General features: G+C 53.9%; 20 protein-coding genes and 2 pseudogenes. 21 read left to right on the top strand and 1 reads right to left on the bottom strand.

The features are described from left to right. The first annotated feature begins 277 nt into the window (after window positions 1–277). Together B1A75_RS00975 and B1A75_RS00970 are read left to right on the top strand one after the other, a co-directional pair. On the top strand, window positions 278–943 hold the full coding sequence (locus tag B1A75_RS00975) for a type 1 glutamine amidotransferase domain-containing protein (protein WP_066226783.1): 666 nt from the start codon (window positions 278–280) through the stop codon (window positions 941–943). Between the two features lie 736 nt (window positions 944–1,679). Beyond that, window positions 1,680–1,913 (top strand): annotated as a pseudogene (locus B1A75_RS00970) (zinc ribbon domain-containing protein); the annotation flags it as partial. 290 nt (window positions 1,914–2,203) lie between these two features. On the opposite strand, the gene rnhC reads toward B1A75_RS00970, so the two are convergent. After that, entirely contained in the window at window positions 2,204–3,139 is a 936-nt protein-coding gene (gene rnhC, locus B1A75_RS00965) for a ribonuclease HIII (RefSeq protein WP_074042828.1), read from the bottom strand. 111 nt (window positions 3,140–3,250) lie between these two features. Between rnhC and zapA the strand changes: the two genes are divergently transcribed. From zapA to B1A75_RS00875, 19 genes and pseudogenes are all read left to right on the top strand, one after another. Continuing rightward, a complete protein-coding gene (gene zapA, locus B1A75_RS00960) occupies window positions 3,251–3,526 on the top strand; it encodes a cell division protein ZapA (protein WP_079935570.1) in 276 nt (91 codons plus the stop codon). Then, the gene (locus B1A75_RS00955; protein WP_074042845.1) at window positions 3,519–4,058 is read left to right on the top strand and encodes a CvpA family protein; all 540 of its coding nucleotides are present in this window, start codon (window positions 3,519–3,521) and stop codon (window positions 4,056–4,058) included. The genes zapA and B1A75_RS00955 overlap by 8 nt, the downstream gene beginning before the upstream one ends. Window positions 4,059–4,100: 42 nt before the next feature. Beyond that, entirely contained in the window at window positions 4,101–5,825 is a 1,725-nt protein-coding gene (gene polX, locus B1A75_RS00950; protein ID WP_074042826.1) for a DNA polymerase/3'-5' exonuclease PolX, read from the top strand. Beyond that, window positions 5,822–8,200: an endonuclease MutS2 gene (locus B1A75_RS00945; protein ID WP_074042825.1), complete on the top strand. Its 2,379-nt coding sequence runs from the start codon at window positions 5,822–5,824 to the stop codon at window positions 8,198–8,200. The genes polX and B1A75_RS00945 overlap by 4 nt, the downstream gene beginning before the upstream one ends. A 14-nt stretch (window positions 8,201–8,214) precedes the next feature. Then, window positions 8,215–8,622: a DUF350 domain-containing protein gene (locus B1A75_RS00940; RefSeq protein ID WP_074042824.1), complete on the top strand. Its 408-nt coding sequence runs from the start codon at window positions 8,215–8,217 to the stop codon at window positions 8,620–8,622. A 13-nt stretch (window positions 8,623–8,635) separates the two neighbouring features. Continuing rightward, window positions 8,636–8,800, top strand: coding sequence for a hypothetical protein (locus B1A75_RS19695; RefSeq protein ID WP_167367363.1), 165 nt, complete (start codon window positions 8,636–8,638; stop codon window positions 8,798–8,800). Between the two features lie 81 nt (window positions 8,801–8,881). Continuing rightward, window positions 8,882–10,582 carry a long-chain-fatty-acid--CoA ligase gene (locus tag B1A75_RS00935; protein WP_074042823.1) on the top strand — a complete coding sequence of 567 codons (1,701 nt, stop codon included), beginning with the start codon at window positions 8,882–8,884 and terminating at the stop codon, window positions 10,580–10,582. A gap of 59 nt (window positions 10,583–10,641) precedes the next feature. Further along, a complete protein-coding gene (locus B1A75_RS00930) occupies window positions 10,642–11,229 on the top strand; it encodes a fatty acid metabolism transcriptional regulator FadR (protein WP_079935569.1) in 588 nt (195 codons plus the stop codon). 25 nt (window positions 11,230–11,254) lie between these two features. Further along, window positions 11,255–12,028: an enoyl-CoA hydratase gene (locus B1A75_RS00925; RefSeq protein ID WP_074042821.1), complete on the top strand. Its 774-nt coding sequence runs from the start codon at window positions 11,255–11,257 to the stop codon at window positions 12,026–12,028. A gap of 50 nt (window positions 12,029–12,078) precedes the next feature. After that, complete coding sequence (locus tag B1A75_RS00920; RefSeq protein ID WP_013144555.1) at window positions 12,079–12,855, top strand: electron transfer flavoprotein subunit beta/FixA family protein; 777 nt, start codon at window positions 12,079–12,081, stop codon at window positions 12,853–12,855. A 66-nt stretch (window positions 12,856–12,921) separates the two neighbouring features. Next, the gene (locus B1A75_RS00915) at window positions 12,922–13,899 is read left to right on the top strand and encodes an electron transfer flavoprotein subunit alpha/FixB family protein (protein ID WP_074042820.1); all 978 of its coding nucleotides are present in this window, start codon (window positions 12,922–12,924) and stop codon (window positions 13,897–13,899) included. 151 nt (window positions 13,900–14,050) lie between these two features. Then, window positions 14,051–14,368: a thioredoxin gene (trxA, locus tag B1A75_RS00910; RefSeq protein WP_011232159.1), complete on the top strand. Its 318-nt coding sequence runs from the start codon at window positions 14,051–14,053 to the stop codon at window positions 14,366–14,368. Between the two features lie 70 nt (window positions 14,369–14,438). Continuing rightward, window positions 14,439–14,647 (top strand): annotated as a pseudogene (locus B1A75_RS20155) (alkanesulfonate monooxygenase); the annotation flags it as partial. Between the two features lie 144 nt (window positions 14,648–14,791). Then, complete coding sequence (locus B1A75_RS00900) at window positions 14,792–15,997, top strand: hypothetical protein (protein WP_079935568.1); 1,206 nt, start codon at window positions 14,792–14,794, stop codon at window positions 15,995–15,997. Between the two features lie 209 nt (window positions 15,998–16,206). After that, the gene (locus tag B1A75_RS00895) at window positions 16,207–17,151 is read left to right on the top strand and encodes an NAD-dependent epimerase/dehydratase family protein (RefSeq protein WP_074042818.1); all 945 of its coding nucleotides are present in this window, start codon (window positions 16,207–16,209) and stop codon (window positions 17,149–17,151) included. An 87-nt stretch (window positions 17,152–17,238) separates the two neighbouring features. Beyond that, window positions 17,239–18,738, top strand: a complete 1,500-nt coding sequence (locus tag B1A75_RS00890; RefSeq protein WP_074042817.1) for an alkaline phosphatase family protein — start codon at window positions 17,239–17,241, stop codon at window positions 18,736–18,738. Further along, window positions 18,695–19,456, top strand: a complete 762-nt coding sequence (locus tag B1A75_RS00885) for a glycosyltransferase family 2 protein (protein ID WP_074042816.1) — start codon at window positions 18,695–18,697, stop codon at window positions 19,454–19,456. The genes B1A75_RS00890 and B1A75_RS00885 overlap by 44 nt, the downstream gene beginning before the upstream one ends. Window positions 19,457–19,543: 87 nt before the next feature. Beyond that, window positions 19,544–20,305, top strand: a complete 762-nt coding sequence (locus tag B1A75_RS00880; protein WP_079935567.1) for a hypothetical protein — start codon at window positions 19,544–19,546, stop codon at window positions 20,303–20,305. A gap of 26 nt (window positions 20,306–20,331) precedes the next feature. Further along, complete coding sequence (locus B1A75_RS00875; protein WP_074042814.1) at window positions 20,332–21,258, top strand: FTR1 family iron permease; 927 nt, start codon at window positions 20,332–20,334, stop codon at window positions 21,256–21,258. The last annotated feature ends 1 nt before the right edge of the window (window position 21,259 follow it).

Genomic DNA, 21,259 nt, shown 5'->3' with positions numbered 1-21,259 from the left:
TCCGAATACGGTGTTTGCAACATAACGTACTCCGGCAATTATATACTCTATTTTACGGCTATGGTTAACGCGGGAAACATCAATATCGGAAAAAGCAACGTGGCTCGGAGTGCTGCAGGACATGAATTAGGACGTGGAGGAATGATGTTTCGTTTTCCTCCACTTATTTTTCATCAAGAGCGATTCGATTTCACAAGCATATTTTTTCCGTTTTTGCCCAATGTAAAGTATGATGAGTGATAGAGAACATTCCGGAACCTAAAGGAGGAATGCGGGCATGACGAAACGAGTGCTCATGGTTGTGACGAACCATACGACGATCACGGACGATCATCAAACCGGGCTTTGGCTTGAGGAGTTTGCCGTGCCGTATTTGGTGTTTAAAGAAAAAGGGTATGATGTGAAAGTGGCGAGCATTCAAGGCGGCGATGTGCCGCTTGATCCGCGCAGCATCAATGAAAAAGATCCGTCTTGGGCTGAGGCGGAAGCGGCGCTGAAAAACACGGCGCGCTTAAGCAAAGACGATGCGAACGGGTTTGACGCCATTTTCCTTCCCGGGGGACATGGAACGATGTTCGATTTTCCGGACAACGAAACGCTGCAATACGTCTTGCAGCAGTTTGCCGAAGACGGCCGGATCATCGCCGCTGTCTGTCATGGTCCGTCAGGGCTGGTGAACGCCACATACAAAGACGGTACGCCGATTGTGAAAGGAAAAACGGTCACGTCGTTTACAGACGAAGAAGAACGCGAAGTTGGACTTGACGTCCATATGCCGTTTTTGCTGGAGTCCACCTTGCGCCTGCGCGGGGCGAATTTCGTCCGCGGCGAGAAATGGACCGATTTCTCGGTGCGCGACGGCAACTTGATCACCGGGCAAAACCCGCAATCGAGCCGGAGCACGGCGGAGAAAGTCGTCGCCGCGCTCGAAGAACAGGCATAAACGATATCGGCTGGACTCGTTCATCCATAACAAGACGCGCCAAAAGAGAGGTAGCGTCTTGTTTCTTTTTTGTTTCCGGTAAATTGACAGGTTTGGCTGTGAAGGAGATTGAGGAAATGAGGCAGGGCGGTTCTCAATGAGTCGTAAGGCAATGATCAAATGTCCAATCGTTGTTCATTAATCAACAAATCGCTTTGATTTCACCATTGATTGGAATTTGAACTTTGTTATCATAATAAACAAATGTTGATGATTTTGGGTGTCGGGCGTCAAAATCATTGAGGAATGACAGACAATTCCGCTCTTGCCGCCCGAATCATCAATGAAAGGAGAGGGCAAAAATGGGAGAAACCATTGAGGTCATCCGCAACGGCGCCCAGCCATCCGCGAAAGGGCAAGAAGACTATAATAGTTGGTTTCAATTTTCTAGAAATTTCTCGAGATTATTTGGACTAATGTTGGGTGGAATCTTGGTAGAAACCTTAGAGGGCCGGTGATTTAAGGGAAGATCGGCGGATCCCAACTCTTTCTCTATTAGAGAAACTTAGTCAGATCAACTTTCCTTTCTTAGTCAAGCGCACCAAGTTGAGCGAAAAAACTCGTTTTTCACCAGCCTTTTAGGTATAGTAAATTCATTTATAATTAACGCCTTGTCTTTTTTCATATCTGCAATATTACTATTTCTTTCGGAAATTCCATACGAAAAACAAGCTCTTGTTTCAAAAAAATTTCTCACCGTATGCTCGAGTATAAAGCGAAATGGTACGGACGGACGCTGGTCCGTGTCGGCCACACGTTTCCATCGAGTCAATTGTGCTCGTGTTGCGGGCATCGGCAGGTTGAGGTGAAATCGCTCGACATCCGTCAGTGGGGGTGCCCAAACTGCGGAGCCGAACATGACCGGGACCATAACGCCGCCCGAAATATTTTGCAGGAAGGGCTTCGTTTGCTGTTTTGGCAAGACAGCTGAACCGTGGGACGCACGGGGATGGCTTGGTTAACAGCCTGCCGTAGGGCGGGTGTTCCCAAGAATCTCCCACCTATAAGCGTTAGCGTAGGTGGGAGAGCGTTCAATGTTAAAATAAAGTATAACCGCTAGGGATTGCTGCCGTGGGGCACACGGGGATCGTTCGGTCAACTTCTCATCATCATATGGGAATACATGTGAAGCCCCCACTTCGATATATAGCGGCGCAAGTGGGGGTATGAGGTGGTTCTGCTTTCGTTCTTAGCAGTCGAGGACAAGGGTGGATCGACCTATTATCCGCGCTTGGCGATGGCCAGCGCTTTTTTTGTATTGGCGAAATGAAGCTTGGCGCACGTCTCAAGTGCTTCAGCTCCTCGCTCGCGGATGATCCGGGCCGCGGCTTCGTCAACGATGGCGCCGGCGCCTTTCGGGAGCAAAAGGCCGAAGGTGCGGGATAATCGCTCCATCTCTTCTAAAAACACATAGCGGGCGATGATCGAGGCGGCGGCGACCGCCACGTGCACGCTTTCTGCTTTCGGCAGGCAATGCACCCGCTCGCTTACGATGCGCGTTTCATCAGCGAGGTAGCGGAAATACGAGCTGCGTTCTAAAAATTGATCGATGATGATCGCTTCTGGTTCGATGGGCGCGATGTCGTCAACGAGCTTGGCGAGCGTCCGGTTGTGAAGCAGCGCCTTCATTTTCGTCTGCGGCATGCCGCTTCGCTGCCAGCGGTTATATTCGGCGTTAGTTAGCACGGTGACGGCATAAGGCGCCGTTTCCATGATGGCTGGCGCGATCCGTTTGATCGCTTCATCGTTCAATTGTTTCGAATCTTTCACGCCAAGCGCCGCGATTTTGGCGATATGCGACCGATCAACGTAGGCGGCGGCGACGACGATCGGGCCGAAATAGTCTCCGGTGCCGACTTCATCCGAACCGATCGCAGAAAGCTTCTCGAGCCTATGTTCCAATGGGGACGAGGCGGTCTCTCTCTCCTGTCGTTTGCCTAGATCAGCCCCCCTCTTCCCCATCCATTTCGCTGCTTCTTGCTCGGCCGCTTTCCCTTGAAACAGCACTTTCCCCGAGCGGTAGGCGGTGATCACGACATCCGGGCGCTTGACGGCAAACAAAGCTCCAGCCGGAAGCCGGTCGGACAAGGCGTCTTGGTAGTGGGCGCGCAGCGCATTAAGCAACTGTGGATCCGCGTGAATCACATAGTTTGACAACGTTCGCTCTCTCCTTTATCCTCTTCTGGATCCCTTTGTGTCGTATCTTTCCATTATACCAGCATTCATGATATGATAAACAGTAGGATTTTGCGAAATGGGGGAAGCAGGTTGACAGGGCAGCCAAAAACGCGGGTGAGCGTCCGCATCTATGGTCAAGACTATACGATCGTCGGCGCGGAAAGCCCGGCTCATATCCGGCTCGTGGCCGCGTTCGTTGACGATAAAATGCATGAATTCAGTGAGAAAAATCCGATGCTCGATGTACCGAAGCTGGCCGTTTTGACGGCCGTCAATATTGCCAGTGAGTATTTGAAGTTAAAGGAAGAATACAACCGGCTTCGTGAACAGCTGAAGAAGGAGAAGGATGGGGGACGCGATGATTGATGTCGTGCTGCTGTTTGTCCTGTTGCTGGGGGCGATGATCGGACTCAAGCGCGGCTTTATTCTCCAATTCATTCATATGGCCGGGTTTTTCATTGCCTTTTTCGTTGCTTATAAGTATTATGAGCGGCTTGTACCGACATTGCGCCTTTGGATTCCATATCCGACGTTCGGCGATCCTGAGACGATGAAGCTGCTGTTTCAGAGCACCCATTTAGATGATGCCTATTATCGGGCGATTTCCTTTGCACTCTTATTTTTTGTGGTGAAAATCGTGCTGCAAATCGTCGGCTCGATGCTCGATTTCGTCGCCCAGCTGCCGCTGTTGCGCAGCGTCAACCGCTTGGCCGGGGCGGCGCTCGGATTTGCGGAAGTGTATTTGCTTGTCTTTTTGCTTTTGTATATCGGTGCGCTCGTGCCGATTGACAGCGTCCAAGAACAGCTGCAGCGTTCGCTCATGGCGACCGTGATTGTGAAGCATACGCCGGTGTTGTCGGAGATGCTTGGCAACTGGTGGATTCATGGCCGCGTCTGACGGAGCGCGGCCGCGGTTTTTCGGGAAAGGGAGGGGGACGGCGTGAACGTCCACAAAAAAGAGGTCATCCGCCTGTTGGAAACGATTGCCTTATATATGGAAATCAAAGGTGAGAACCCGTTTAAAGTAAACGCATTTCGCAAGGCGGCAAGCGCGCTGGAAACGGATGAACGAAGCCTGACGGAAATCAGCGACTTTACCGCCATCCCTGGCATCGGCAAAAGCACAGCGGCGATCATCACCGAATTTATCGAAACGGGCTCGTCGTCGGTGCTGAATGAATTAAAACGCGATGTTCCGGAGACGCTGCTTGCCTTGCTCAAACTGCCGGGGCTTGGCGGCAAAAAAATCGCCAAGCTGCATCAAGAGCTTGGCATTGTCGATATGGACGGATTGAAAGAAGCGTGCTTGGCTGGAAAAGTGCGCGTGCTTGCCGGTTTCGGCGCGAAAACGGAAGAAAAGCTGCTGATGGCCATTGAAAAGGCGGGCAAACGCCCCGAGCGGCTGCCGCTCGTCCGGGTGCTCGCGATCGCGGCGGATATTGAACGCCAGCTCGCTTGTCTTGATGGCGTGATCCGCTTCTCGCGGGCCGGCAGCTTGCGGCGCTTGAACGAAACGGTGAAAGATTTGGATTATGTCATCGCCACCGACCGTCCGGCCGAGGTGCGCGACGGGCTGCTCGGTTTTGAGCGCATCCGCGAGGTGATCGCCGCTGGGGAGACGAAAGTGTCGCTTCTTTTTCAGTATGATGATGAAATTGCGGCTGATTTCCGTCTCGTCGGCGAGGACGAGTTTGCGACCGCGCTTCACCATTTTACCGGATCGAAGGACCATAATGTGCGCATGCGCCAGCTCGCCAAAGAGCGCGGGGAGAAAATCAGCGAATATGGCGTGGAAGACCAAGCGACAGGCAAGGTGAAAACGTTCCCCGATGAATCGGCGTTTTACGCCCATTTCGGGCTGCCGTACATTCCGCCGGAGCTGCGTGAAGATGGCACGGAAGTCGAGCGATATTCTTCTGATTATCCACTTGTCCATTTTGACGATATCCAAGGTGACTTGCATATGCATTCGGCATGGAGCGACGGCGCGTGTTCGCTCGAGGAGCTCGCCGAAGCGTGCCGCCGCCGCGGCTATCGGTATATCGCCATTACCGACCATTCGCACTATTTGAAAGTCGCCAACGGCTTGACCCCGGATCGGTTGCGGCGCCAGCGCGAGGAAATTGAACGGCTGAACGCGCGCTACAGCGATCTGACCATTTTAGCCGGCATCGAGATGGATATTTTGCCCGACGGGACGCTCGATTACGACGATGACGTGCTCAAGGAGCTTGATTTTGTCATCGCCGCCATTCACTCTGCGTTCAAACAGCCGCGCGAGACGATCATGAAACGGCTTGAAGCGGCGCTTCGCCACCCGTACGTCGATGTCATCGCCCACCCGACCGGGCGGCTGATCGGCCAGCGCGACGGCTATGACGTCGATATCGAGCGGCTCATCGAGCTGGCGGCCGAGACGAACACAGTGCTTGAGTTAAACGCCAACCCGAATCGGCTCGATTTGTCGGCGGCCTACGTGAAAAAAGCCCAGGAAGCGGGGGCGTACATTGCCATCAACACGGACGCCCACCATTTGGACATGCTCGAGGATATGGCGATCGGCGTAGCGACGGCAAGAAAAGGTTGGATCCATAAGGAAACGGTCATCAACACATGGCCGCTTGAAAAGCTGCAACAGTTTTTGCGCGACAAACGAAAGAAATGAATCAGCTGGGGGTCAGATACGTGCAACAAAAAGTGCTTCACACCTTGGAGTTCGATAAAGTGAAAGAGCAGTTGGCCGAGCATGCGTCCTCGCCGCTCGGTTTGGAAAAAATCGACGCTCTCATACCGTCTTCTGACTTGGAGGAGGTGGCCGCCTGGCTTGACGAAACGGATGAAGCCGCCGCTGTTTTGCGGATGCGCGGCTATGCGCCGCTTGACGGAGTGGTCGACATCCGTCCGCATCTCAAGCGGGCGGCGATCGGCGGCACGCTCAGCCCACAAGAGTTGCTTGAAGTGGCGGCGACAGCGGCCGCAAGCCGGAAGATGAAACGGTTGATTATGGATCTGCATGAAGAGTACGGCGGGTTGGCGCGCCTAGCCGGTTATGCCGATGAGCTCGTCGAGGTGCCGGCGCTTGAAGAGGACATTCGCCGCTCGATCGATGACCATGGCGAAGTGCTGGATGCCGCAAGCGACCGCCTCCGCTCGCTGCGCGGGCAAATTCGGTCAGTGGAAGCGCGCATCCGCGAGAAGCTTGAGAGCATCATTCGCTCGCCGTCGGCGCAAAAGCGGCTGTCGGACGCCATCATTACGATCCGCAATGACCGATATGTCATCCCGGTGAAACAAGAGTATCGCGGCGCCTACGGCGGCATCGTCCACGACCAGTCGGCGTCCGGGGCGACGCTGTTTATTGAGCCGCAGGCGGTCGTCGAGTTGAACAATGCGCTCCGCGAAGCGCGGGCGAAAGAAAAGCAAGAAATCGAACGCATTTTGCGCGAACTTTCGGCAAAAGTCGCCGAGCAGGCCGAGCCGCTTGCGCGGGCGGTCGAAGCGCTCGCGGCGCTTGATTTTGCGTTCGCCAAGGCGAAATACGCCCGTCGGTTGCAAGCCGCGAAGCCAGCGGTCAATAGCCGAGGCTATCTTCGTTTTTTGCAGGCACGCCATCCGCTGCTGGATCAGGACAAGGCGGTGCCCAATGATATTGAATTGGGCGGCGACTATACGACGATCGTCATCACCGGGCCGAACACCGGCGGGAAAACGGTGACTCTAAAAACGATCGGCTTGTTGACGCTCATGGCGCAAGCGGGGCTGTTCATCCCGGCGGCCGACGGATCGGAAGCAGCGGTGTTCCGTTCCGTTTTCGCCGATATTGGCGACGAGCAGTCGATCGAACAAAGCTTGAGCACGTTCTCGTCCCATATGGTCAATATTGTTGATATTTTGCGCCATGTCGATGGTGAAAGCCTCGTGCTGTTTGATGAGCTTGGGGCTGGCACCGATCCGCAGGAAGGGGCGGCGCTCGCGATCGCCATCTTGGATGAAGTGCACGGGCGCGGGGCGCGGACGGTGGCGACGACGCATTATCCCGAGTTGAAAGCGTACGGCTACAACCGTCCCGGTGTCGTGAACGCCAGCGTCGAGTTTGACACCGAAACGCTCCGCCCGACGTATAAACTGTTGATCGGCATCCCCGGCCGCAGCAACGCCTTTGACATTTCACGCCGCTTGGGGCTTGATGAGCGGATTATCGAGCGGGCGAAAGCGCAAGTGAGCGCTGAAAGCCATAACGTGGAAAACATGATCGCGTCGCTTGAACGAAGCAAAAAGCAAGCGGAGGAAGAGGAAGCGCGGGCGCGCGCGGCGCTTGAGGAAGCCAAGCGGCTGCGCGCCGAGTGGGAGCAAAAGCTCGAAGCGCTGGAAGAGGAAAAAGAAGAGCGGCTTGCCGAAGCGGCGCAAAAAGCAGCCGACATCATCCGCACCGCGGAACGCGAAGCCGAGCGGATCATTCAAGAGCTGCGCCGCTTGCAAAAAGAAAAGCGGGCGGAAGTGAAAGAGCATGAGCTCGTCGAGGCGAAACAGCGGCTCGCTGCCGCTATGCCGAAAGTGGAGAAGCGGAAAAAGGCGAAAAAGGCTGCTTCGCGCCATATGTTCCAACCGGGCGATGAAGTGAAGGTGACGAGCCTCAACCAAAAAGGCTATCTCATCGAGAAAGTGTCCGATGATGAATGGCAAGTGCAGCTCGGCATTTTGAAAATGAAAATTCATGAAAAAAATCTCGAGTACATCGGCAGCGCGCCGGCGAAAGAAGTAACGCCGGTTGCGACTGTGAAAGGCAAGGACGCCCATGTGAGCCTCGAGCTTGACTTGCGCGGCGAACGGTACGAAGACGCTCTCATTCGGCTTGAAAAATACTTGGATGATGCCGTGCTCGCCGGATATGCGCGCGTTTCGATCATCCACGGCAAAGGGACGGGCGCGCTCCGCCAAGGAGTGCAGCAGTTTTTAAAACAACACCGGGCGGTGAAAAGCTTCCGGTTCGGAGAGGCGAATGAAGGCGGCACCGGGGTGACGATCGTTGAACTGAAATGATGGGGGCGATGGCAATGGCGTCGTTTTGGGAGCACGACATGGTGAAAACGGCGGCCAATTTCAGCGTCGCCGTGTTGTGCATCGTCGTCTTTTTAGCCGTATTTGAATTGGTGACAAAGTACAAAAACTGGGAAGAGATTCGCAAAGGCAATGTGGCGGTGGCGATGGCAACCGGCGGGAAAATTTTCGGCATCGCCAACATTTTTCGCTATGCGCTCGCCCGCCATGAGTCGCTGCTGTCGATGATTGGCTGGGGGCTGTACGGGTTTTTGCTTCTGCTCGCCGCGTACTTTATTTACGAATTTTTGACGCCGAAATTCAATATTGATGACGAAATTGCCAATGATAACCGGGCGGTCGGCTTTATTTCCATGGTGATTTCCGTCGGCTTGTCGTTTGTCATCGGCGAAGGCATTCAGTAAAGGGGAACAACGAATGAACGGAGTAGTGAAATGGTTGTTGATTGCGGTCGGGCTGCTTTTGGTCGGCGGCATCGTCTATATGGCGGTGCGCAACCGGTCGGTCGATGTGCTGGCGAAAATCTTGTTTGTCATCTGCGCGTGCTTTTTCTTCGTTGGTTTGGTGTACTGGTTTTGGTAACGCTCGGTTCAAGCCCGGCGTTCTTTTTTTTGATGAAAAATTGAAAATAGTAAAATAAAATAGAAGTAAGGGGGGATTGGGATGGAAAAACCGTGGCTCGCTCACTATCCGCCGGAGATCCCGCATACGCTCGATTATCCAAAGAAAACGCTTTCTGACTATTTGCGGGAGACGACCGAACAGTTCGGAGGCCATGAGGCGATCGACTTTTTGGGCAAGACGATGACGTTTCGCGAGCTGTACGAGCAAGCGTTGACATTCGCGCATTATTTGCGGACGATCGGATTGAAAAAAGGGGATCGGGTGGCGATTATGCTGCCGAACTGCCCGCAGGCGGTCATCAGCTACTACGGGACGCTCATGGCCGGCGGCATCGTCGTGCAGACGAACCCGCTTTACACCGAGTATGAGCTTGAATACCAGCTGAACGACAGCGGCGCCTCGGTGCTCGTGACGATGGATATCCTGTATCCAAAGGCGGAAGGATTGAAAGGGAGAACGCCGGTCAAACATTGGATTGTCACGAGAATGCAAGATTATTTGCCCACGGTGAAGAAATGGCTGTATCCGCTTGTGCAGCGGAAGCAAAACATGCCCATCGTCCGCATCAAGGAAAACGAAACCGTTCATATGTTCCGCACGATCGTCAGTCGGAAGGAAACCGCTCCGATCGAGGTGGACATCGATCCGGTGGAAGATGTGGCGCTGCTGCAATATACAGGCGGCACGACGGGGCATCCGAAAGCGGCCATGTTGACGCATCGCAACTTGATCGCCAATACGCTCATGTGCGCCCATTGGGTGTATAAATGCGAAAAAGGAAAAGAAACGGTGCTCGGTGTGCTTCCGTTTTTCCATGTGTACGGAATGACGACGGTGATGAATTTGTCCGTGATGATGGCAAGCAAAATGGTGCTGCTCCCGCGGTTTGATGTGAAGCAAACGTTGAAAACGATCGAGCGCACCCGGCCGACGATGTTTCCAGGCGCGCCGACGATGTACATCGCTTTGTTGAACCATCCGGATTTGCCGAAATATGATTTATCCTCGATCAACGTCTGCATCAGCGGCTCTGCTCCGTTGCCGGTTGAAGTGCAGGAGCAGTTTGAGCGGGCGACGGGCGGAAAATTGATTGAAGGCTATGGGTTAACCGAGGCGTCCCCTGTCACCCACAGCAACTTTCTTTGGGATGGGGAGCGGGTGAAAGGAAGCATCGGCGTCCCGTGGCCGGATACGGAGGCGAAAATCGTTTTGCTTGAGACGGGAGAAGAAGGAAAGCCCGGCGAGATTGGGGAGATCGTGGTGCGCGGGCCGCAAGTGATGAAAGGCTACTGGAATCGTCCGGAAGAGACCGAGCAAGTGCTGCGTGACGGATGGCTATACACTGGCGACATCGGATATATGGATGAGCGGGGGTATTTTTATATCGTCGACCGCAAGAAAGATGTCATTATCGCCGGCGGTTACAACATTTACCCGCGCGAAGTCGAAGAAGCGCTGTACGAGCACCCGAAAGTGCAGGAAGCGGCCGTGATCGGCGTTCCTGATCCGTACCGCGGCGAGACGGTGAAAGCGTTCGTCGTGTTAAAGCCGGGGGAAACGTGCAGCGAAGAGGAGCTTGACGCGTTTATGCGCCAGCGCCTGGCTGCTTACAAAGTGCCGCGCATCTACGAGTTCCGCAGTGAATTGCCGAAGACGGCGGTTGGCAAAATTTTGCGCCGCGTGCTGGTCGAAGAGGAGAAAAAGAAGCTTGACAAATCGGCAGAATTGCCCGTAAAATGAAAATATGAATGATGGTTCATTCATTTGACGGATGGAAAGTGAGAAAAGGAGAATCGATATTGCGGAGGGAAAAGCCAAAGTTTAAACAAATCATTGACGCTGCCGTCGTCGTCATCGCCGAGCATGGCTACCATCAAGCCCAAGTGTCGAAAATCGCCAAGCAGGCCGGCGTCGCCGACGGCACGATCTACCTTTATTTTAAAAACAAAGAGGATATTTTAATTTCGCTTTTTCAGGAAAAGATGGGGGCGTTCATCGAGAAAATTGAACAAGAGACAGAAGGAATTTCAAGCCCCCTAGAGAAATTGTATGTATTGGTGAAAACTCATTTTTCCGCCCTCGCCGCCGATCCGCATATGGCGGTCGTGACGCAGCTTGAGCTGCGCCAGTCGAACAAAGAGCTGCGCCATCGCATCAATGAGGCGCTGAAAGGATATTTGCGGCTCATCGACCGCATTATCATCGAAGGGATGGAAAAAGGGGAGTTTCGCCATGATTTAGACGTCCGGCTCACTCGGCAAATGATCTTTGGCACCCTTGATGAAACGGTGACGACATGGGTGATGAACGAGCAAAAGTATGACTTGGCCGCCCTCGCCGATCCGGTGTACGAACTGTTGATCAAAGGGTGCGCCGCCGGGCGTTAGGATAGGCAGAAAGGAGAGAGGCTTCATGGACTTTTTTCGTTTGGCGAAAGAGGAGTTCGTCGCCATCGTGACGTTTTCACGGCCGCCGGCGAACGCCCTTTCATCAGCGGTTTTGAAAGAGCTTTCAACTATGTTGGACGAGCTCGAGACCGATCCGGAAGTGCGCGTCGTGCTGCTTCACGGCGAAGGCCGGTTTTTCTCTGCGGGCGCCGACATTAAAGAGTTCACATCCGTCGCTTCCGACGAGGAGGCGTCCGGTTTGTCGCGCAACGGCCAGCTGGTGATGGAGCGAATCGAACGCTTTTCCAAACCGGTGATTGCTGCTATTCACGGCGCGGCGCTGGGCGGCGGACTGGAGTTGGCCATGAGCTGCCATATCCGCATCGTGGCAGAAAACGCAAAGCTCGGCTTGCCGGAGCTGCAGCTTGGCATCATCCCTGGATTTGCTGGAACGCAGCGGCTCGTGCGCTATGTCGGTTTTGGCAAAGCGGCGGAAATGATGTGGACAAGCGAGCCGATCACCGGACTCGAAGCGGTCGAATGGGGGCTGGCTAACAAGGCGGTGCCGGAAGAGCGGCTTCTTGACGAAGCAAAAGCGTTGGCGAAAAAGATCGCTGCCAAAAGCCCGATTTCCGTCCGCGCGACCATTGAACTGCTCAACGCCGCGAAGGAAAAATCGTTCGCCGAGGCAGTGCGCGAGGAAGCGGAATGGTTTGGCCGCGTGTTTGTATCCGAGGATGCAAAAGAAGGCGTGCAGGCGTTTTTGGAAAAACGGCCGCCTGTTTTTCAAGGAAAATAATGATGTTTGAATGTTGGCAACTGAAACAATTGTTCGAGGAGGGGAACGACGTGAACATTTTTGTATTAATGAAACGCACCTTTGACACTGAAGAAAAAATCTCCATCGTCAATGGCAAGATTAACGAGGAAGGCGCCGAATTTATCATCAATCCTTACGATGAATACGCCATTGAAGAAGCGATTCAAGTGCGCGACAAACACGGGGGCGAAGTGACGGTCGTCACCGTTGGCAGCGAGGAGGCGGAAAAAGAGCTGCGCACGGCGTTGGCGATGGGCTGCGATAAAGCGGTGCTCATCAACATCGACGACGATGTCGAAGAACAGGACCAATATACGACGGCGAAAGTGCTCGCCGAGTATTTAAAAGACAAAAATCCGGATTTGATTTTGGCCGGCAATGTCGCCATTGACGGCGGCTCCGGGCAAGTCGGCCCGCGCGTCGCGGAATTGCTCGGCATTCCGTACGTGACGACGATCACGAAACTTGACATTGCCGATGGCGGCAAAGTGACCGTTGTGCGCGACGTCGAGGGGGATGAGGAAATCATTGAAACGTCGCTGCCGCTCCTTGTTACTGCTCAACAAGGGCTGAATGAACCGCGCTATCCATCGCTGCCAGGCATTATGAAGGCGAAGAAAAAGCCGCTTGACGAGCTGGAGCTTGACGACTTGGACCTTGATGAAGAGGATGTCGAAGCAAAAACGAAAACGATCGAAGTGTTCTTGCCGCCGAAGCGCGAAGCGGGCAAAATTTTGCAAGGCGAGATCGCCGATCAAGTGAAGGAACTCGTTCAGCTACTCCGTTCTGAAGCGAAAGTGGTATAAGCCGGAACCGCTGTCGGCGTTCGGATGAAAAACAACGGGGAATCAAAGGATAGGGGGACTGAAAGAATGGCACGCAAAGTCTTGACATTGGCGGAAGTACGCGACGGATCGCTGCGAAACGTTTCCTTTGAAGCAATCGCGGCGGCCAAAACGATCGCCGAAGGCGGGGAAGTCGTCTCGGTGCTTGTCGGCGATCAAGTGCAGGCGCATGCGAACGAACTCATTTACCGCGGTGCGGACCGCGTCGTCGTCATTGAACATCCGAATTTGAAATTTTATACATCAGATGGCTATTCGCAAGCGTTAAAAGCCGTGATTGACAAAGAGCAGCCGGAAGGCATCGTCTTCGGCCATACGGCCCTTGGCAAAGACTTGTCGCCGAAATTGGCCATCAAGCTTGACGCTGGTCTCATTTCGGACGTCATCGCGGTCGAAGAAGCGGGCGGCAACATTGTGTTCACGCGCCCGATCTACTCCGGCAAAGCGTTTGAAAAGAAAATCGTCACCGACGGCATCATTTTTGCGACGGTGCGTCCGAACAACATCGCGCCGCTCGAGCGCGACGAGTCGCGCTCAGGCAGCGTGGAAGCGCTTGCCGTCGAGATTAAAGACTTGCGCGCGATTGTCAAAGAAGTCGTCCGCAAAACGGCGGAAGGCGTCGACTTGACCGAGGCGAAAGTGATCGTCGCCGGCGGCCGCGGCGTCAAAAGCGCCGAGGGCTTCAAGCCGCTCAAAGAGCTCGCGGAAGTGTTGGGCGGCGCGGTCGGCGCTTCGCGCGGGGCGTGCGATGCCGGCTATTGCGACTACTCACTGCAAATCGGGCAAACGGGGAAAGTCGTCACGCCGGACCTTTACATCGCTTGCGGCATCTCAGGCGCCATCCAGCATTTAGCGGGGATGTCAAACTCGAAAGTCATCGTCGCCATTAACAAAGACCCGGAAGCCAACATCTTTAAAGTCGCGGACTACGGCATTGTCGGCGATTTGTTCGAAGTCGTTCCGCTCCTCACCGAAGAGTTCAAAAAACTGAAAGTGCATTCGTAATGAACAACACGGGCGGCTGCAGCCGTCCGTTTTTTGACGGATAAATTCCGCGGCAAAAGCGAATAGTAGAAACGAAGCAAAACATTCGCGCCGACTTGCATTCCATGGTATACTTTGCTTGCAGCATTCAAGAAGATGGGAGGGAATCCATATGGCGATTGTCAACGCCACTGACCAAACGTTCGCCGCGGAAACGAAAGACGGCCTCACGCTCGTTGACTTCTGGGCGCCATGGTGCGGACCGTGCCGCATGATCGCTCCGGTGCTTGAAGAGCTTGACCGCGAAATGGGCGACAAAGTCAAAATTGTCAAAGTGAATGTCGATGAAAACCAAGAAACAGCGTCGAAGTTCGGGGTCATGAGCATCCCGACGCTGCTCGTGTTCAAAAACGGCGAACTCGTCGATAAAGCGATCGGCTACCAGCCGAAAGAGGCGCTTGTGCAGCTGGTTGGCAAACATGTGTCATAACGGAGAAAGAAGGAAATCCAGAGGGGAAGAAGCCTCTGGATTTTTTCTTTTTCAAATCAAAAAAAGGTTCCCAGAAACGGTCGCTGCCCGGCTTTGCGAGTATGAACAGTTGGGAATCCGCTATTTCATTACTATCCGGTTACCCGCATTTAGAGGAAGCTTATCGGGTGGCCGAGCTGCTGTTTCCGCTGCTGCCGCTGGATACCTCTCCCTCCTCTTCTTCTATTCGGGTGGGAAGTTGTCGGCCACGAGTTTTTCCCGAGTGTGATTAAAGTGTGATCAGTTAGGAAGAGAGGATTTCCGGTAAGAGGGGAGTCCTCTCTTTTTTCATCATGTATTGACATTGAAATTCATTTTCTCTTATAATCTTATTGTATTGATATTGATTATCATTTTTTGGATGTGTGAACGGGGGGATACATAATGTCATTGAAATGGAAGTGGCTGGCCGTGTTCGCCGCCGCAGCGTTGGCGCTTGGAGCGTGCGGCCAGAACAAACAGACGACGGGGACAGAAAAAGAAAGCAGCAGCCAAACGGCCGTAGAGAAACAAAAAGAGCCGAAAGAGGAAGCGAAGGCGGAGAACGAGAAGGAAGAAGCGGAAGTCGATTATGCAGGAGCGTTCAGCGAAGTGTTGGCGGAGCTTGAGAAAGCGAAGCAAGGCGAGGCGGTCGACTACGGCAAGGTGGAGAGCATCTACAAAGAAACATTGCAGCCGCTTGTACAAAAACGTGATGCGGAATTTGAAGATACGCTTGACCAACATATTACCACTGCACTGGCGGCCGGCAAAGACGGATCGCTTGAGCCGTTGGTCGTCAAACAAATTTTTGACAAGCTGATGCAAAAAGTGTTTTACACGACAATCCAACATGAGTTTACGGAAGCAGAAGAGCATTGGGCCAATAAGGAAGAAGTAAAGGAAGAGCTTGAGGAAGCTAAAACATTTTACGCGATTTTGCAGTCGACCGTGGAAAAGCGCGATGCGGCTTACGGAACGAAGCTGGTTGACGCGATCAACGGGGCGTTTGCCCAAATGGAGCAAGCGGTCCAAAACGATGATGCGCTGGCGTTTGCCCTCGGCAAGCAAGTGGTTGACAAAACATTGATGAAAACGTTCTATTTAGCGAGTGGGGCGCTGCCGCACGGCTATGCGGCGAAGGCGGCGGCCGCGGCCAAAGAAAACGCCGAAGAAGCCAAAGTGGAGCAGGCGGAAGGCTGGGCGTTTTATCAATCCGTCTATCCGTATATGAAACGGCATGCCGCTGAAGAAGCGGACTACATTTTGAAACAGTTTGACCTGCAAACCGATGTCAAAACGCTCGATCCGAAAGCGGTGAACCATGCGTTCGTGCGCGGATGGGCGAAAGTGGCGCTTCACGAATATGAAGAAAGCAAAGAAAATTGGGGGCAAGACAAGTCGGTGATCACCGCCTTAGAAGGCGCGCTCTTTATTCACATGATCGAAAATGATATAAAAGCGCTGCTCGGCGACAAGGCGTATGACACGTTGAACGACCAAGCGGCGCGCTACTTAGAAGCAACGAAGGCGAAAAATAAAACCGAGGCGGACAAATGGCTGCCACAAATTGAAGCCGCCCTGCAACAAGTGATCGAAAAGGCGAAATAACCTAACAAACAAAGGTGTCCGCAGGGCGCTCTTTTTTCACAAGTGTCAGCCGCTCCGGATGACGTCTATACGTCCACCCATCCTTCCGTCGGTTCGGCCGCACGCCTCAATGAATGGAAACATTTGGTTTTATCCCGTGACCCGCGACTTTCGACGGTTGCTATGGTAAGATGCTAATGGAGATGGAATTCAGTAATGGGGGGAAACTGGTGAAAGTTGTGGTGACTGGAGGGGCAGGGTTTATCGGCAGCCATCTGGCCGCCTGCTTGAGCGATCAAGGATACGAAGTGGCTGCCATTGATTGTTTTCATCCGTATTATTCCATAGAGCGGAAAGAGCGGCAGTTTGAGGCGCTTACCGGCGGTCGGGTGCCGCTTGTCCGCTTGGATTTGCTTGATGGGGAGCGAACGAAAAGGTGGCTGGCCGAGTTTCGCCCTGATGTTGTCTACCATTTGGCGGCGCTGCCGGGCGTTCCGTATTCCCTCGAGGAGCCGCTCGCGTATATCGACTATGACATTAAAGCGACAGTCAATGTGTTGGCGGCGGCGGGGGAAGCCGGGGCGGCGCATGTGCTGTTTGCCTCATCGTCATCGGTGTACGGCGACCGCGGCAACGTCCCGCTCCGGGAAGAGATGGCTGACGGCCGCGTCGTTTCGCCGTATGCGGCGGCGAAATACGGAGCGGAATCGTTTTGTCATGCCTATGCCCATTTGTATGGCTACCAAATGACGATCTTCCGCTATTTCACCGTTTACGGGCCGTGGGGGCGTCCGGATATGGCGATCGGCACGTTTTTGCGCCGATTGCTGTCGGGCGAGGAGATTGTCGTGTATGGCAAGGGGACGGCGCGCGATTATACGTACATCGATGATATTGTGGAGGGCATGATCGCAGCACTTCACCGCAGCGGCGGGCGAAGCGAAGTGTTCAACTTGGGCGCCGGGACGCCCGTCACTATGGAGCAGCTGCTCGCTGAGTTGCGGAAGCACTTTCTCGATATGAAAATCGTGCACGCGCCGGAGCGGAAAGGTGATGTGAAAGCGACATGGGCGGACATCACGAAGGCGGAGCGGGCGTTTGGCTACAAGCCGAAGGTGGCGTTTGCCGAAGGGCTCGCCCGCACGGTGGCGTGGGCGCGTGAATATGAGCGGTAAACCGGCGGCCGGCGCGGTGGTGCTCATATTTTGGCGGTCCGACTGGCAGGCGGTGCGGGGCGTATGGAGAAAGGAAAGGGAGAGGCAATGAAAGAAGCATCACGGTTTGAAAAAATTGCGGCGCGCTGCTGGAATTTGCTGAATGAAGGAAAGCCGTTCACGCCGATTTTTGTCGTGGGAACGATGAGCATCTACCATGCCGCTGATCTTATGGACGGCCATGCATGGACATGGCTGCTTGGCCTGACAGCGGTGCTGCCGCTGTTTGTTGTCTATTACGTGTATGATTACCCACTGTTTTTGCGCAATTATTTATGGATCCCTTATGTCGTGTTTCTCATCGTTTGGTCGTTCGCTGATGCGTCGTTGTTGTTGTTGGCGGCCGGGCTTTACTTTTTCTTTACCGTCTTTTTTTGGGGAACGCTCTATTACCATTTGCGCATCGGCACGTCATGGTGGAATTTCACCCGCTTTTGGAAGCTGGTGCTGAAAAACAGCGATTCAACAAGCGGCAATGCTCAAGAACAGCTGCCGAAAGTCTTTCTCCTTTTGTCTGTTTGGGAATATGCGTCGATCCAAGTGGAACGAGGGACGGATTTGGCGCCGCTGTACGGGGCGCTTTGGCTGTTTGCCGCTGGGGTGTGGCTGTTTTCATGGATTTTGCATCGGAATTTGTTCGACTGGCAGCCGGAGGTCATTCCGACTTACACGAACAACGTGCCGGCTCCGACAGCGCCGATGAGTGACAAAGTGTATGTCATCGTCATTGACGGGATGCGCAAAGACCGGTTTGAGGCGGCGAATGCGCCGTTTTTGAAACGGCTGCGCGCCCAAGGGACGGAGTTTGCGCAAATGGAAACGGTCTATCCGGCGCGCACGGTCGTCTGCTTTACATCGATGCTCACCGGCACGTATCCGTTTGAGCACGGCATTCGCTCGAATATGGTATGGAAGCTCGGAGCGAAAGTGGAAACGATCTTCGACTCGCTCCGCAAAGTAGGGAAAACAGGCCGCTTGCTTGGCATCGCTCATTTGGTCGACTCATTTGGAGAGGATGTTGAAACCGTGACGGCGGTGATGCCCAATGACCTTGCCGATCGCTACATTATCGAGCGAGCGAAACGCATCGTTGAGGAACAACATCCGGATTTGCTTGTCGTGCAATTGATCGCCACCGACCAGACCGGCCATAGCCGCGGTGTGCTGTATGACGAGTATATCGAAAAAATTGAAGAAACCGATGCTTTAATCGCTGAGTTTGTCGGCTGGCTTGAGGAACGCGGCGAGCTCGAGCGCGCGACGTTGATCGTTTGCGCTGACCATGGCCAGGCGGATGGCATCGGCGGCCATGGTCATTTGGATGAAGGGGAGCGGTACGTGCCGTTTTTTATGTATGGTCCCGCGATTGCGGCAGGAAAACGGATCGATGAGAAAAAAAGCCTCGTCTCGCTGGCGCCGACGATCGCCTATTTGCTCGGCGCGCCGTATCCGAGCCATAGCCGTGGTCCGGTTTTGATCGAGGCGATGCGAAAGGAGGAGAGCGATGAAGAAGCAGCGCGTCATCGTCTTTTTGCCGGCGCACAATGAAGAAGAAGCGATAGGGGAAGTGATTCGTCGCATTCCGCGCCATTTCCATCCCGATGTAGAGGTCAGCGTCTTGGTCATTGATGACGGGTCGACCGATCGGACCGCTGAAGCGGCGCAAGAAGCGGGAGCCGATTACATTTGCCGCTGGCTGGAAAACCGTGGCCTCGGGGCGGCGGTGCGGCGAGGGCTTGAAGAGTGTGTCCGTCTTGGCGCGGATATCGGCGTGATGATCGATGCCGACAACGAATATCCGCCGGAACAAATTCCGGACCTTTTGGCGCCGATTTTCGCCGGCGAAGCGGACTATACGATCGGCTCGCGCTTCCTTGGCACGATTCGCGGCATGAAATGGCATCGCCGCCTCGGCAACTATTTGTTCACTTGGCTGCAGTCGCTCCTTCTCGGCCAGCGGCTGTATGACGGGCAATCGGGGATGCGCGCCTTTTCGCGTCAGGCGATGGAGGAGGCGGAAATCATCCACGATTACAACTACGCCCAAGTGTTGACGCTCAATTTAGTGCGCAAAGGATTTCGCTTGAAAGAAGTGCCGATCCGCTACCAAGTGCGGACGACCGGCCGCTCGTTCATCAAATTCACCGCCTATATGACCGCGGTCATCCCAGCCATCTGGAAGGAAATGCGCCGCCCGGTCAAAAAAGCCGTCATTGACCGCGAAGCGCATGTGCTTTCTTCGGAGCGGACGAGGCATTGCTCGTAAGGCGGTCGTGCTTAGACGATGGATGATTTTTATTGACAATAAATATGATAATGATTATCATTGATCTTGATGGAGGGAGAGGGAGACGTGAAATCGTTCCGTTTCTTTTTTTACATAGCAATGATAGTTATTCTCAATCTCATTCCGCTGAAAGCGTTCGCCTACTCGTACGGAAACCCGAACGAAGAGGCGGTTGCTGAGGCGTACAAACAGATGAAAGAGAAGCTGAATGAACAGCCGCCGAATTTTGCCTCTGCCAAGGAAATTTTTGAAACGGTTAAAAAAGAAATCGACATGCATATGGGGCCGGAGCCGTCCAAGGCGGTGCTTGCGGCCATCGAAGACAAAGACCGCCAGGCGGTAGTCGAGAACATGGAAAAAATCTTGGTGCTCAATATCGCCCGCCGCTTGGAAAACATCGAGAAAAACTTCGACCAATACGACACAAGCAAGCGGCTGTTGGCGAAGGCGTTTGCGACGTATGAGGCGCTGTCGCCGGTCATCCAAGGGAAAGACCCGGCGCTGGACAAACAGCTGCGCACTGAATTTGACAAGGCGCTTCAGTCGCTTGGCAACCCGGGGCTGTTCGGCGTCGGCGAGAAAAAATCGGATATCAACGTGTTTAAGAAAAGCAAAGAGACGATTTTAACAACGCTGCAAAAACAATTTGGCCTAAAAAGTGTAAAAATCGGCCACTTTTCGGAAAGCGCCACAGAAAAGCCGGATGCGGTGCAAAAAAAAGAATGGACCGATTTGTCCAAAGCAAAAAACTGGATTCCGCTCATTGTCATCGCTGTCGTGATTCTCGGCGCGGCCCTCATTTATGTGCGGCGTCGGAAGCGGGCTTAATCCAAACGTAAGGGGGAGGCGGGGGCATGGAAGTTCAAGCGTTGCTCATCACGTTTCGCGAAGCGCTGGAAGCGCTGCTTATCGTCGGCATCATTACATCGTATTTGAAACGGGTCGATCACCGCGAATACACGAAGTACGTATGGCTTGGCGCCGCCTTGGCGGTGGCGGCGAGCGTCGGCGTTGCCATGTTGTTTCAAATTGTGTTCACCGGCTTCGCCGCGATGGGAAGTGAAATCTACTTAAAAATCGGCATTATGGTCGTCTCAGCGCTTTTGTTGACGCAAATGGTGTTTTGGATGGCCGAGCATAGCCGGGATATGAAAAAAAGCGTCGAAGGGAAAATGGACCAGTTTATTACGGCCGGCAATGTCGCCGGCATGGTCATCCACTCGTTTTTAGTCGTGCTGCGCGAGGGGGTGGAAACGGTTTTCTTCTTCGCCGCCATTACGCATGGCAACATCGGCGCGGCCATACAAGGCTGGGGGGCGGCGACAGGAATCGCCATTGCCGCTTTGGTCAGCTATTTCTTCTTTAAAGGGACGATGCGCATCCCGCTGAAGACGTTCTTTAAAGTGACCGGCGCCTTTATCGTCTTGATCGCTGCTGGGTTGCTCGTGCAAGCCATTTCGATGATGCAGGACATTAACTTGATCGGCAGCGTCATGCCGCACGTGTACGATTTGACATGGCTGCTTCCGGAACATCCGATCGACTACGAGCATTACGTGCGCGATCATGGCGTCGCCCCCGTCTTTTCCGGCGAAGTCGGCGTCTTTTTAAAAGCATTGTTCGGCTATTCGTCGATGCCGTCGCTTGAGGAAATGATCGCCTATATCGGCTACTTCGTCGTCGTGTATTTGTTAGTAACGAGCCGCCGCGGTCAAAAGAACGCTGCGGTCGAGAAGCCGCCGGCCGCCGCGTTGGATGAAAACAAAAAACGCGTCATGTAAA

Source organism: Geobacillus sp. LEMMY01 (assembly GCF_002042905.1).
GTDB lineage: Bacteria > Bacillota > Bacilli > Bacillales > Anoxybacillaceae > Geobacillus > Geobacillus proteiniphilus.
Note: the sequence above shows the minus strand (reverse complement) of the source record. Positions and strands in the feature narration are given on the sequence as shown.

Bases quoted from the DNA above. Each gene is read 5' to 3' on its own strand.
- B1A75_RS00875 (WP_074042814.1), top strand. From the start codon at position 20,332: ATGGAAGTTCAAGCGTTGCTCATCACGTTTCGCGAAGCGCTGGAAGCG.
- B1A75_RS00885 (WP_074042816.1), top strand. From the start codon at position 18,695: ATGAAGAAGCAGCGCGTCATCGTCTTTTTGCCGGCGCACAATGAAGAA.
- B1A75_RS00975 (WP_066226783.1), top strand. From the start codon at position 278: ATGACGAAACGAGTGCTCATGGTTGTGACGAACCATACGACGATCACG.
- B1A75_RS19695 (WP_167367363.1), top strand. From the start codon at position 8,636: ATGAACGGAGTAGTGAAATGGTTGTTGATTGCGGTCGGGCTGCTTTTG.
- B1A75_RS00925 (WP_074042821.1), top strand. From the start codon at position 11,255: ATGGACTTTTTTCGTTTGGCGAAAGAGGAGTTCGTCGCCATCGTGACG.
- B1A75_RS00940 (WP_074042824.1), top strand. From the start codon at position 8,215: ATGGCGTCGTTTTGGGAGCACGACATGGTGAAAACGGCGGCCAATTTC.
- B1A75_RS00890 (WP_074042817.1), top strand. From the start codon at position 17,239: ATGAAAGAAGCATCACGGTTTGAAAAAATTGCGGCGCGCTGCTGGAAT.
- trxA (WP_011232159.1), top strand. From the start codon at position 14,051: ATGGCGATTGTCAACGCCACTGACCAAACGTTCGCCGCGGAAACGAAA.
- B1A75_RS00935 (WP_074042823.1), top strand. From the start codon at position 8,882: ATGGAAAAACCGTGGCTCGCTCACTATCCGCCGGAGATCCCGCATACG.
- B1A75_RS00945 (WP_074042825.1), top strand. From the start codon at position 5,822: ATGAATCAGCTGGGGGTCAGATACGTGCAACAAAAAGTGCTTCACACC.
- B1A75_RS00955 (WP_074042845.1), top strand. From the start codon at position 3,519: ATGATTGATGTCGTGCTGCTGTTTGTCCTGTTGCTGGGGGCGATGATC.
- B1A75_RS00915 (WP_074042820.1), top strand. From the start codon at position 12,922: ATGGCACGCAAAGTCTTGACATTGGCGGAAGTACGCGACGGATCGCTG.
- B1A75_RS00900 (WP_079935568.1), top strand. From the start codon at position 14,792: ATGTCATTGAAATGGAAGTGGCTGGCCGTGTTCGCCGCCGCAGCGTTG.